This window comes from Prochlorococcus marinus XMU1412 (assembly GCF_017696315.1).
GTDB lineage: Bacteria > Cyanobacteriota > Cyanobacteriia > PCC-6307 > Cyanobiaceae > Prochlorococcus_A > Prochlorococcus_A marinus_AF.
In genome coordinates, this window is sequence record NZ_JAAORJ010000004.1 from 518,663 (window position 1) to 531,483 (window position 12,821).

Consider the following 12,821-nt stretch of genomic DNA (forward strand, 5'->3'; position numbering starts at 1 on the left):
GATGACAAATATAATTAACGCAAAAAGGATTAATCAAATAACTACTTTTTTAAAGTCTCTAAATATTAAATCAAAAAGATTTTCTGAAATAATTAGAACTCAAAATATTTCAATTATTCAAGATTTTAATCAAGCATTTATCCACTCCTCGAAGGACAAAATATTAAATTATGAAAAACTAGAATTTTTCGGAGATGCAGTCCTCAGATTAGCGGCTTCTAATTTTATTGAAAAAAAATATCCTCAAATGAGTGTAGGAGAAAGATCAGAGCTAAGAGCACAAATTGTAAGTGATGAATGGTTAACTAAATTAGGGGAAAAAATTGATATAGAAAAATTAATAATTAAAGGACCTAAGGCTCTTGGTGATGAAAATTCAAAAAATACTATTATTGGTGAAGCTACAGAAGCTTTAATCGGTGCTGTTTACAAGTGCTTTAATTCAATTCGGGAAGTCAATCTTTGGTTAGATGATATTTGGGAGGAAGATTCAGAAATATTTTTAAAAGCTCCTTATAAATACAAATCTAAAACAGTATTGCAAGAGTGGTGTCAAAGTAAAGGTTTTGATTTGCCAATCTATAAAATAATTGAAATCTCAAAGAAAAATGGGGACCCTAAAAGATTTTCTTGCGATATATTTATCGAAGGATTAAAAGAATCATCTGCATTCGGCAAGTCCCATAAACATGCAGAAACAAATGCAGCTAGAGTTTTGATAGAAAAATTTATTACTATAGGTAAAATCTAATTTTTATACTATTTCTAAATTAGTTAGCTTAAAAGTTATGAGTTTATCCCAGTTACCTCCTTCAAAAAGAACAGCTGCTCTTTTTTTTGTAACTCTCTGTACAAACCCTTTATATCCTCTATAGATAGAATTATTGTCTTTTACAACAACAAAAGATCCAGGGAGTATGGGTTTAGTAGATAATTCCATAAAACACTTTTTCTAATACAATACATGATAAATAAAAATGAATGGTTGACTGTTGGATTGATAACATCAAGTCATGGAATTAATGGACAGGTAAAGGTTAAATCTCTAAGTGATTTTGAAGAAAGATTTTTAAAACCGGGAACTAGATGGTTACAAAAAGAAAATGAACTTCCTTCAAAAATAGAACTTTTATCTGGTTTCAAACAGCCTGGCAAAGAAACATTCATAGTTAAGTTCCAAGGAATAAATACAAGAACCCATGCAGAGCAACTTAAAAAATTTAAAATTCTTGTGAAAGCGGATACACTACCCAAATTAAAAAAGGAAGAATTCCACTTGTTAGAACTTGTAAATCTCGAGGTCAAGACTTTAGAAAATGATGAATTAAAAAAAATTGGGAAAGTTATCAATTTAGAAAATGAGAAAAATAATTTACTTGTTATTGAACTATTTAAAAATCAAAAAAAAGTTCTCATACCATTTGTCAAAGAAATAGTCCCGTTAGTAGATATAAAAAATAATTTTCTAATCATCAATCCTCCAAATGGACTTTTAGAGCTATAAATTAAAAAAAATAAAAAATTTGTAAAAAACTCATTATTCAACAGTTACACTTTTAGCTAAATTTCTTGGTTGATCCACGTCAAGTCCCCTATGAGCTGCAATATGATAACTCAATAATTGTAAAGGCAATATATTAAGTAAAGGTGAAAGCCATTCATTAGAGGAAGGAACTTTCATCAAATAATCAAAGATTTCAGTTCCATTACATTCTGGAGCAATCCCAATTAAATATGAATCTCTAGCTTTTGCTTCTTGAGCATTACTGATAACTTTATCAAAAACCTCACCAGGGGAGGCAATCGAAATTACAGGTACTTTTTTATCTAATAAAGCTATTGGACCATGTTTCATTTCACCAGCAGGATATCCAGCTGCATGAATATAACTAATTTCTTTAAGTTTTAACGCGCCTTCAAGGGCAATAGGATAATTTATTCCTCTTCCTAAAAAAATAACATCTTTAATATTAAAAAAGTCATGTGCTAGCTTTTCTGAAGATTTATTATGTTTCTCTAAGAGATCTTCCAGTAATGGCGGAAGTTTTATAAGTTCGTTTATTAATTTACCTATTTCATCAGGACTTTGATTGCCTTTAATTTGAGCAAATTTTATAGCTAATCCATAAAAAGAAAGTAATTGAGCAAAAAAAGTTTTTGTCGCTGCAACTCCAACTTCTATTCCTGCACAGATATCAATTATATTTGAGACCTGCCTTCCTATAGAACTCTCTTTTCTATTTGTTATCGCAATAAGATTGGGTTTAAATTTTTTATTCTCAATTGAAGAACGTCTTTTAATTTCCATATCAATAGCTGCAATTGTATCAGCAGTTTCTCCGGATTGTGTGACTCCAATAGTTAATGTATTTGGCAATAGTGGTGGTGGTGAATATCGAAATTCGCTTGCATAAAAGACATTTGTAGGGACACCTGAAAATTGTTCTAATAAAAAGCTGCCCACCATTGCTGCATGTTTACTTGTACCACAAGCAATAATTTCAATTCTTTCTATTGATTCAAAAAACTCTGTATCAAATGGATAGTTGATTTGATATTGACCATTTTCTGAGTTCTTAATTAAATAATTTTCCAACCAGTTTTTTGCAGTCTGTGGCTGATCATATATCTCTTTCAACATGTAGTGTTTGAAATTCATCTTATCCATTATTTGCTCTGAGACTTTTAAAGAAACTGGATTTCTATATTGTCTCTCGTTGCTTGAGTCATATATTTCAATTCCAAGAGGGGTCAACAAAGCTATTTCTTCATCTTCCATAGGCAAAATAATATTGGTAAAGTTTGCAATGGCTGGAGTATCACTAGCACAAATAAATTCTCCTTCACCCAAACCAATAATCAAGGGAGCTTGTCTTCTTGCAACTACCAAAGAGGTTGGAGCACCAGACCATAAAACTGCTAAAGCATAAGATCCTTCTAAATCCGATAATACATTTCTCACAGCTACTAATAATGTTGACCCATTATTCTCAAGATTAAGTTTACTTAATGTATTTAACTCTCTTTGAATTAGATGGGGAATTACCTCGGTATCTGTATCAGAATTAAAAATAATGCCCTCTTCCTCTAATTTATTTTTTAAATCTTGGAAATTTTCAATAATGCCATTTTGAACAACTGCTATATTTCCTGAACTATCGGTATGAGGATGTGCATTTTTAACCTCAGGCTTTCCATGAGTTGCCCATCTGGTATGTCCTATACCCACAGTTCCAGAAATATTATGATTATTAAGATTACTTATTAAATTCTTGAGTTTTCCTTCTGCTTTGTTACAAGTAATGCAATTTGTTTCGGAATTGATTATTGCAATACCTGCAGAATCATAACCTCTATATTCAAGTTTTTCTAAACCATTAATTAATAATGGTAATGCTTTTTTATATCCAGTTACAGCAACTATTCCACACATACGAATTTTTTTTTCAATTATATTGAAATAAAATGCGTATTTACAAAAACATGGACTCTCTTAAAACTGCACTATAAAAATTAATATGCTAAACCCATACTCCTAGAAGTCTCATCTCCTAAATAAACACGAATACTTAAGAAATCTGTAGGACATGCGGTTTCACATCTTTTGCAACCTACACAATCTTCTGTTCTAGGAGATGAAGCTATTTGGCCAGCTTTACAGCCGTCCCAAGGAACCATCTCTAAAACATCAAGTGGGCAAGCCCTTACACATTGGGTACAACCAATGCAAGTGTCATAAATTTTAACTGCGTGTGACATGTAAAAATTGTCTTTTGAACCTCGTCTTATAATACTATTGTCTTACAAAGAAATTAAAAAAATTAAGATATGCTTCACTCTTGTTAACTCTAGGGCATAAAATCATATAGATAATTAGTATTTTCCATAAACTATGTCACAAGAAATCCTCGAAAAAGTCTGTTCTATTGTTTCAGAACAATTAAGCGTTGAAGCAGGAGAAGTCAAATCAGATTCAAATTTCCAAAATGATTTAGGTGCAGATTCTCTAGATACTGTTGAATTAGTAATGGCTCTTGAAGAAGCATTTGATATTGAAATTCCTGATGAAGCAGCTGAAGGAATAGCAACTGTTGGCGATGCAGTAAAATTCATCGAAGAAAAAAAAGGTTAGTATAGGATGCCAAATTTCCATCGAGTAGTTATTACTGGTATCGGAGCAGTAACGCCAATTGGTAATAACATTGATGAATATTTAGTCGGTCTTCAAAGAGGTACTAATGGGGTTTCAGATATTACTCTCTTTGATCCCGAACAACATCCCTGCAAATTTGCTGCAGAAGTAAAAAATCTTCAATCTGAAAATTTTATTGAACCTAAAGAATCCAAAAGATGGGATCGCTTTTCCCAGTTTGGAGTTATTGCTGCAAAGCAAGCCTTTAATGATTCTGGCCTTGAAATTACCGAAGCTAATGCATCAAGAATTGGAGTAATTATTGGTTCAGGTGTTGGAGGCTTACTAACTATGGAAAGTCAAGCTCAAATATTGAGTCATAAAGGGCCTAAAAGAGTAAGTCCATTTACAGTCCCAATGATGATTCCAAATATGGCCACTGGATTGGCTGCAATCGCTTTAGGTGCAAAAGGACCAAGTTCCTCTGTATCCACCGCTTGCGCTGCCGGTTCAAATGCAATTGGTGATTCTTTTAGATTACTCCAACTTGGAAAAGCAGATGCAATGATCTGTGGGGGAGCAGAAGCAAGTATTACGCCTCTCGGGGTAGCTGGTTTTGCCAGTGCCAAAGCTCTTTCTTCCAGAAATGAAAGCCCTCAAACTGCTAGCAGACCTTTTGATGCAGAAAGAGATGGATTTGTTATTGGAGAGGGATCTGGAATTCTTGTTTTAGAAACTTTAGAAAATGCACAAAAAAGGGATGCGAGAATTTATGCAGAAATAGTTGGTTATGGAACAACATGTGATGCCCATCATATAACTGCTCCATCTCCAGGCGGGATTGGTGGCGCCGAAGCTATCAAATTAGCGATTGAAGACGCTTGTCTTAGCCTTGAAAAAGTTGATTACATAAATGCTCATGGAACAAGTACATCAGCTAATGATAAAAATGAAACTTCTGCAATTAAATCTATTTTTAGAGACAGATCTTACCTCATTCCTGTAAGCTCTACTAAGTCGATGACAGGTCATCTCCTAGGAGGCTCAGGAGGTATAGAAGCTGTAGCTTGTATACTTTCTTTGACACATAATTTTATCCCTCCTACAATTAACTACGTCAATCGAGATCCTGAATGTGATCTTGATTATGTACCAAATAATGCAAGAGAAGCTCAAATAGGAGTAGCTCTTTCAAATTCTTTCGGCTTTGGTGGTCACAATGTTTGCCTTGCTTTCAGCAAAATGAATTGAAGACAACCAATTCTGTATTTCCAACTTAACTTATTTTAAAACAATGGTCGCTGCATCTGTTTCATTAGAATCACTTTGTGTAAATAGTATAAGAATGCTTGCTGTAGATGCAGTAAATAAATCTAATAGTGGACATCCTGGATTGCCAATGGGATGTGCTCCTATGGGTTATGCATTATGGCAAAACATACTTAATCACAACCCTAATAACCCAAAATGGTTCAATAGAGACCGTTTTGTATTATCAGCTGGTCATGGCTGTATGCTGTTATATTCCTTGCTTCATTTAACAGGATATAAATCAGTTTCCATAGAAGATATTAAAGAATTTAGGCAATGGGGATCAAAAACTCCTGGACATCCAGAAACATTCGAAACTGAAGGTGTTGAAGTTACAGCTGGGCCTCTTGGAGCAGGAATTTCAAATGCAGTTGGTTTAGCAATAGCTGAAACACACTTAGCAGCTAAATTTAATAAGCCTGATTGCAATATTGTTGATCACTATACTTACGTAATAATGGGAGATGGCTGTAATCAAGAAGGTATTGCATCAGAGGCTTGCTCATTAGCTGGTCATCTTAAGCTTGGAAAATTAATTGCACTCTATGACGATAATCAAATTACAATTGATGGACGAACCGATGTTTCTTTTACTGAAGATGTCTTAAAAAGATACGAAGCTTATGGATGGCATGTACAACATGTTGAAGATGGGAATCATGATGTTAAAGGAATCACCGAAGCTATCGAAAAAGCGAAATTAATTACAGACAAGCCTTCAATTATAAAAATTTCTACAACCATAGGTTACGGTTCTCCAAATAAATCAGATACTGCTGGAATTCATGGAGCAGCTGTCGGAGAAGAAGAAGCTGCATTAACTAGAGAGTTTCTAAACTGGGAATATCCTCCTTTTGAAATACCCGATGAAGTATATACGCATTTTAGAAAATCAATAAACAAAGGTGAAAATTTAGAGCAAGAATGGGATTCTAAATTTGAAGAATATCAAAAAAAATATCCCTCTGAAGGAGCCGAATTAAAAAGAATGTTAGAGGGTCAATTACCTGAGAATTGGGACTCAGACCTCCCCTCTTATTCGCCTAATGATAAAGGTTTAGCCACAAGAAAGCATTCACAAATATGTTTGGGTGCTCTAGGTCCTAACCTACCTGAATTAATTGGCGGATCAGCAGATTTAACTCACTCTAATTACACAGATATAAAAGGAGAAACTGGATCATTCCAGCCACATAGCCCTGAAAAAAGATATTTACATTTTGGTGTACGAGAGCATGCAATGGCAGCTGTACTTAATGGTATTGCCTATCACAATAGTGGTCTTATCCCTTATGGTGGAACCTTCCTTGTTTTCGCCGATTATATGAGGGGCTCAATGAGGCTTTCAGCACTTAGCGAATTAGGAGTAATCTATGTCTTAACACATGATTCAATTGGTGTAGGAGAAGATGGGCCAACACATCAACCTATTGAGACTATCCCTTCTCTTCGCGCAATGCCTAACATGCTAGTTTTCAGACCTGGAGATGGCAACGAGACGAGTGGAGCTTACAAGCTTGCTATTCAAAATCGAAAAAGACCTTCTGCACTTTGTTTAAGTAGACAAGGCATGCCAAATCAAGAAAATACTTCGATAGACAAAGTTGCTCTAGGAGGATATGTAGTTTCCGATTGTGAAGGAACACCAGACTTAATATTTATTGGTACTGGAAGCGAACTGAATCTTTGCATTGAAGCAAGTAAGGAACTTTCAAGCTTGGGTAAAAAAATTAGAGTTGTCTCTATGCCTTGTGTAGAACTTTTTGAAGAGCAAGAAGAATCTTATAAAGAAAGTGTTTTACCTAGTAGTGTGAAAAAGAGAGTTGTAGTAGAAGCCGCTCATTCATTTGGTTGGCATAAATATACAGGTTTTGATGGTATTTGTATCACTATGGATAGGTTTGGTGCATCAGCACCAGGTGGAGAATGTATGAAAAATTTTGGATTTACAGTCGAAAACGTAGTTAATAAGACTAAGGAAATTCTATAACTTGTAATTGATAACTACACTGAAGTATTACATTCTTCAAGTTTATCTTTTAGTTGATCTAGTGATTCATCTGAAATCTTTGAATTCATTGGACAATGTTTTGGGCCACACATTGAACAAAACTCAGCCTTTTTAAAGATCTCTTCAGGCAATGTTTCATCATGGTACTGCTTTGCCCTTTCCGGATCTAAAGAAAGTTCGAATTGTTTATTCCAATCAAAGTTATACCTTGCATGACTAAGTTCATCATCTCGATCACGAGCTCCAGCTCTATGTCTTGCTATATCAGCAGCGTGAGCAGCTATTTTATAAGCAATTAATCCTTCTCGTACATCTTCTGCATTTGGAAGGCCTAGATGTTCTTTTGGGGTTACATAACATAGCATAGAAGTTCCATACCACCCCGCCATTGCCGCCCCAATAGCACTTGATATATGGTCATAACCAGGAGAAATATCTGTTACTAATGGTCCAAGTACATAGAAAGGGGCTTCTGAACATTCTTCCATTTGCTTTCTCACATTAAACTCAATTTGATCCATAGGGACATGACCAGGACCTTCAACCATTACTTGAACATTATGTTCCCATGCTCTTCGAGTAAGCTCGCCTAAGGTCTTCAATTCAGCTAGCTGAGCATCATCAGAAGCATCATGCAAACATCCAGGCCTAAGTGAATCTCCGAGAGAAAAAGTACAATCATATTTCTTGAAAATCTCACAGATATCATCAAACCTTGTATAGAGGGGATTTTGTTTAAAATGATGTAACATCCATTGGGCTAAAATACCTCCCCCTCTACTGACAATTCCAGTAATTCTTCCTTTAACTTTTGGCAAATGCTCTATTAATAGACCAGCATGAATAGTTTGATAATCTACGCCCTGCTGACAATGTTTTTCAATAATATGAAGAAAATCGTCTTCTGTTAGTCTATCTATTGAACCATGAACACTTTCTAAAGCTTGATAAACAGGAACAGTTCCTATGGGAACAGGAGATTCTTGAATAATTGCTTGTCGGACTTCATCTAAATTTACTCCTCCCGTAGAAAGATCCATAACCGTATCAGCACCATATTTAACAGCAAGTTTGAGCTTTTCTACTTCTTCATTGATATCACTTGCGTTAGGGGAAGCACCAATATTGGCATTAACTTTGCATCTTGAAGCAATACCTATAGACATTGGCTCAAGATTCAAATGATTAATATTAGCTGGAATAATTAATCTTCCTCTTGCCACTTCTTCCATTATTAAAGAAGAAGGAAGATTCTCTTTTTTAGCAACAAAATCCATTTCTTCAGTGATATAGCCATTTCTCGCAAAGTTCATCTGAGTTACATTGTCTTTCCCAAGGCGAGGCTTAATCCAAGAACTTCTCATAATTTCTTAATTTTTAAAAGTGGTATTACTAAAGTTTGATCAAATCTCAACTTCCCTGCATCGAAATTAATGATTCAGGTTCAAAGGGTATGATCTCAGCTAAGTTAAATTTCTTAGCACCCCTAGTATTTATCTTATTAATAGCTCTTTTCTAAAAATAAGTCATCTCATATTGCGTGAAAATAAATAAAATTGTTTTATTTATTTTTTTGATAAGACTTTATCTTTTTTAAAATATTTTTTCTATCCAATTGTCTGCTCATACCCCTCTCCAAAATAATTACAATCCCCATTAAGCCAATAGGTAAATAAAAAATCTTCTTGGAATTATCCCTAAATATTAATCCAATGGCAGATATAAAAATCATGAAAGGAGCTACAAAAGATAAAATAAATCTTTTATTAATTTTCATTTGCCAATAGTATTAATTATTTCATTATTTAATTTTACTATGGATTCTGTTATCACTTTAATTCCAACAGCAATAGCTCTTTCATCCGGATCAAATTTAGAACTATGAAGAGGAGCACATCCATTGGAACTAGAAACCCCAAGCCTAAACATAGCTCCAGGAATTTCATTTAAGAATTCAGCGAAATCCTCAGCTCCTAATGATGGTTTTTGTAATTCGATTACATTTTCTTGACCCAAAACCTTAATTCCCGAATCTCTGAGGACTCTATTCATTTCAGGATTATTATTAACTGCCGGAGTGATTTCTCTAAATATAACTTTTGCTTCAGCTCCGCAACTATTAGCTAAAGAAGTGATATTTTCATTGAGCCAATTACCAAGATTCATAAATACTTTACGATTAGTGCATCTAACAGTACCAATTAAATTAACCTTTTCTGCGAGAACATTGAATGCATTGCCACCATTTATTTTCCCAAAAGTTATTACTACTGGATCTAGAGGGTCTAACTTCCGTGTTATTGATTCTTGAATTCCCGAGATAACTTTTGAGGCAGCCCAAATAGCATCAACTCCTTCATGAGGTCGAGCACCATGGCCTGATTTTCCTTTAATCTCAACATTAAGTTCTCCAGCAGCTGCAGTTAAACTTCCCTCTTTAATGCCAATAGTCCCTACGGATAAATCGGGGTAGACATGAACTCCAAAAATATGGGTTAAACCATTAGTTGCACCATCCTTAATCATCCATCTAGCTCCACTCGCAATTTCTTCAGCAGGCTGAAAAATTATCCGAGTCCCAAAATTTAGTTTTAAATCCTTAAGAATTTTTGCGACACCCAATCCAATCGAGATATGCAAATCGTGACCACAGGCATGCATAACACCATCTACTTTTGAAGAAAAACTTAATTTAGTTTCCTCAAATATTGGCAATGCATCCATATCCACTCTTAAACCTATAATACCTTTATCTAAAGGGCCAAAATCAGCTATAACTCCAGTCCTACCTATAGATTCTCTAACATTCCAACCAATATCTTTTAAAAAACCACTGATCAAGATCGCTGTTTGATTTTCAAGTCCACTTAATTCCGGATGTTCATGGATATGTCTTCTTAAGTTAATTAGTTCATCATTAAACGAATCAATTTTTTTATGTAACTGATCTCTATTCATTACTTATTTTAAATCGATAAAATTCATTAAATCTTTAATTGGTTGAGGAGGCCATCTTCTTATTTTTTTTAACCATTCTTCATCACTATATCTAGGATCTAATTCAGTTACCGCTATCCAATTACTCTCTGCTTTACCAGCTTCACCATTAGACCAACTCAAAGCTGTCAAAGCTGCCCTAGCATCTGCAAAAGTTGGATAACGTCTAATTAACTTTATTAATTCTTTTTCAGCTTCATCAATATTTCCCAACTGGAAATCTGCTAACGCCAAACTTGACCTAGCCATGGCAAATCCTGGATTATATAAAGCAGCTTTGGAGAATAAATCTCTTGCTTTATCCCAATGGGATGTAGATCCTTCTACGTTAGCTAAATTATATAATGCAGAGAAATTTTTACTATCTAGGGAAATAACGAACATATAATCCTTTTTCGCTTGCGACCATAAACCCAATGCTTCCTCAGCAATCCCCCTGTTAATGTAAGGATCTATTTCACTAGGATTCAAACTTATTGCCTTATTTTGGTCATCTATTGATCCCTTAACATCTCCTACAACAAGTCTTACATTTCCTCTATTGCTAAAACCTGCAGCATCATCAGGATAAGAATCGAGATATTGATTCCATTCTTGTAACGCGAGATTAAATTTTCCGCCTGAACTAAGATCTAACGCATTTTTAAACAAATCCTCCCTCGAAGATAATGAATAGCATGGTGCAATATAAAAAATATTGAAAAAAATAAAAATTAATAAAAAACAAACCTTAACTTTTTTAAAAGTTATCATCTTTTGAATCAATGTACTTTTTTCCTAAAGCAGTAAGCAATCTTCCTCGAGGAGTTCTCGTGAGAAAACCAATTTTAATAAGATATGGCTCAACAACAAATTCTAACATTGAAGAATCATCGCCCAACCCAGATGCAATTGAATCAAGGCCAGTTGGAATATTATTATTTTGGTTAAGAAAAGATAAATAGTGTCTATCTAAAGAATCCAATCCTTTTTCGTCTATTTGGTAAGAATTTAAAGCTTTTTTTATTAAATTCACTGAGATAGTATTAGTTTTCATAACAACTTGAGCATAATCTCTAACTCGTCTTAATAATCTTAATGCAATTCTTGGAGTCCCTCGAGATATCTTTGCCAAATCATAAGATGCTTCATCTTCTAAATTGAGGTTTATTAATCGGGAGAAATTAACAATAATTTGTTTTAATTCATCACATGTATAGAATTCAATTTTCTGAGATATCCCAAATCTGTCTCTTAGAGGTGCACTTATTGAGGCTAATTTAGTTGTCGCGCCAATCAGAGTAAACCTAGGAAGATTAATTGTTCTGCAACGGGCTCCTCTATTAGCTCCCATCGTTAAGTCAAGTCTAAAATCCTCCATTGCAGAATATAACAACTCTTCAGTTAACCTATTTAAGCGATGTATCTCATCGATAAATAAAACTTCACCTTCTTTTAATCCAAGAAGTAAACCTACAATATCTCTTGGTCTTTCAATTGCTGGTGCAGTCGCAATCTTACATTTTGTATTCAATTCGTGGGCTATCAAAAAAGCAAGAGTAGTCTTACCTAGACCAGGTTGTCCATATAAAAGAGTATGCTCCAAAGGTTCTTTTCTAATAATTGAAGCATCTATAGCTATTCTTAAAGAAGATTTAAGTTGTTCTTGGCCAATAAATTCTTTTAAATTAAGAGGCCGGGCTAAGTTCAAATTATTATTTCTCTTTTCTTCTGGAATGTTTTTTGAATCAACTAGCCTAAGTTCTTTTTTTCGAAAAGAAAAGTCATTATCGCCTATATTGGAAGAAATTATTGCCATAATGAAAGGTTAATTGCAATTGTTCTGAGTAGAAAGATTTTTTACAACTAAAATGGCAAAAAATTCAAACAAAGTTAAAAAAAATACTAATAAAGGAAATAATTTTAAACTTCTAGCTGATAATAGATATGCAAAATTTCAATATGCAATATTTGAAACAATCGAAGCTGGAATTGAGCTTTTAGGGACTGAAGTAAAGTCTATTAGAAACGGAAAAGCAAATTTAAGAGACGGATACTGTTCATTCAGAGATGGGGAGATCTTATTATTAAATGTTCACATTTCACCACATACAAATGTGGGGTCTTTCTTTAATCATGATCCACTAAGAAATAGAAAGTTGCTACTACATAAAAAAGAAATAATAAAAATGAAATCTAATACTGAAAAAAAAGGAATGACTATTGTTCCATTATCTCTTTATTTAAAAGGCTCATGGATAAAACTAACTATTGGAGTTGGTAAAGGGAAAAAATTACATGACAAACGACAAGATGAAAAACAAAAAAGCATAAAAAAAGAAATCAACTCTGCACTAAAAAGATAAAAGATTAGTCAGAATTATTGAAAGT

Annotated in this window: 14 protein-coding genes; 6 read left to right on the top strand and 8 right to left on the bottom strand. The window is 33.9% G+C overall.

Features of this window, described 5'->3' with window-relative positions; genetic code table 11:
- Position 1 precedes the first annotated feature (1 nt).
- On the top strand, positions 2-751 hold the full coding sequence (locus HA152_RS09360) for a ribonuclease III family protein (RefSeq protein WP_209135743.1): 750 nt from the start codon (positions 2-4) through the stop codon (positions 749-751).
- A gap of 3 nt (positions 752-754) precedes the next feature.
- Here HA152_RS09360 and HA152_RS09365 read toward each other — a convergent pair whose 3' ends face one another.
- Positions 755-940 (bottom strand): NAD(P)H dehydrogenase subunit NdhS, encoded by a 186-nt coding sequence (locus tag HA152_RS09365; RefSeq protein WP_209135744.1) that lies wholly within the window; start codon positions 938-940, stop codon positions 755-757.
- A 24-nt stretch (positions 941-964) separates the two neighbouring features.
- Here HA152_RS09365 and rimM point away from each other — a divergent pair, with 24 nt between their 5' ends.
- The gene (rimM, locus tag HA152_RS09370) at positions 965-1,504 is read left to right on the top strand and encodes a ribosome maturation factor RimM (RefSeq protein ID WP_209135745.1); all 540 of its coding nucleotides are present in this window, start codon (positions 965-967) and stop codon (positions 1,502-1,504) included.
- A gap of 33 nt (positions 1,505-1,537) precedes the next feature.
- On the opposite strand, the gene glmS is transcribed toward rimM, so the two are convergent.
- Both glmS and psaC read right to left on the bottom strand, forming a co-directional pair.
- Positions 1,538-3,433 (bottom strand): glutamine--fructose-6-phosphate transaminase (isomerizing), encoded by a 1,896-nt coding sequence (gene glmS, locus HA152_RS09375; RefSeq protein ID WP_209135746.1) that lies wholly within the window; start codon positions 3,431-3,433, stop codon positions 1,538-1,540.
- A gap of 80 nt (positions 3,434-3,513) precedes the next feature.
- The gene (gene psaC / locus HA152_RS09380) at positions 3,514-3,759 is read right to left on the bottom strand and encodes a photosystem I iron-sulfur center protein PsaC (RefSeq protein ID WP_007099573.1); all 246 of its coding nucleotides are present in this window, start codon (positions 3,757-3,759) and stop codon (positions 3,514-3,516) included.
- Between the two features lie 133 nt (positions 3,760-3,892).
- Between psaC and acpP the strand changes: the two genes are divergently transcribed.
- Genes acpP through tkt form a run of 3 tightly spaced genes read left to right on the top strand, consistent with a single transcriptional unit; the run spans position 3,893 to position 7,433 of the window.
- Positions 3,893-4,132, top strand: coding sequence for an acyl carrier protein (gene acpP, locus HA152_RS09385; protein WP_002808065.1), 240 nt, complete (start codon positions 3,893-3,895; stop codon positions 4,130-4,132).
- A gap of 6 nt (positions 4,133-4,138) precedes the next feature.
- Positions 4,139-5,383 (top strand): beta-ketoacyl-ACP synthase II, encoded by a 1,245-nt coding sequence (fabF, locus tag HA152_RS09390; protein WP_209135747.1) that lies wholly within the window; start codon positions 4,139-4,141, stop codon positions 5,381-5,383.
- Between the two features lie 43 nt (positions 5,384-5,426).
- On the top strand, positions 5,427-7,433 hold the full coding sequence (gene tkt / locus HA152_RS09395; protein WP_209135748.1) for a transketolase: 2,007 nt from the start codon (positions 5,427-5,429) through the stop codon (positions 7,431-7,433).
- 14 nt (positions 7,434-7,447) lie between these two features.
- On the opposite strand, the gene thiC is transcribed toward tkt, so the two are convergent.
- From thiC to ruvB, 5 genes are all read right to left on the bottom strand, one after another.
- Positions 7,448-8,818 (bottom strand): phosphomethylpyrimidine synthase ThiC, encoded by a 1,371-nt coding sequence (gene thiC / locus HA152_RS09400; protein WP_011819223.1) that lies wholly within the window; start codon positions 8,816-8,818, stop codon positions 7,448-7,450.
- Between the two features lie 197 nt (positions 8,819-9,015).
- Positions 9,016-9,231, bottom strand: coding sequence for a DUF3188 domain-containing protein (locus HA152_RS09405; RefSeq protein WP_025889591.1), 216 nt, complete (start codon positions 9,229-9,231; stop codon positions 9,016-9,018).
- Positions 9,228-10,412, bottom strand: coding sequence for an amidohydrolase (locus HA152_RS09410; RefSeq protein WP_209135749.1), 1,185 nt, complete (start codon positions 10,410-10,412; stop codon positions 9,228-9,230). The genes HA152_RS09405 and HA152_RS09410 overlap by 4 nt, the downstream gene beginning before the upstream one ends.
- A 3-nt stretch (positions 10,413-10,415) precedes the next feature.
- On the bottom strand, positions 10,416-11,204 hold the full coding sequence (locus HA152_RS09415) for a tetratricopeptide repeat protein (RefSeq protein ID WP_025882455.1): 789 nt from the start codon (positions 11,202-11,204) through the stop codon (positions 10,416-10,418).
- Positions 11,191-12,249 (bottom strand): Holliday junction branch migration DNA helicase RuvB, encoded by a 1,059-nt coding sequence (gene ruvB, locus HA152_RS09420; RefSeq protein WP_209135750.1) that lies wholly within the window; start codon positions 12,247-12,249, stop codon positions 11,191-11,193. Before ruvB ends, HA152_RS09415 begins: the two co-directional genes overlap by 14 nt.
- A gap of 52 nt (positions 12,250-12,301) precedes the next feature.
- Between ruvB and smpB the strand changes: the two genes are divergently transcribed.
- Positions 12,302-12,796, top strand: coding sequence for an SsrA-binding protein SmpB (smpB, locus tag HA152_RS09425; protein ID WP_209135751.1), 495 nt, complete (start codon positions 12,302-12,304; stop codon positions 12,794-12,796).
- Positions 12,797-12,821 lie beyond the last annotated feature (25 nt).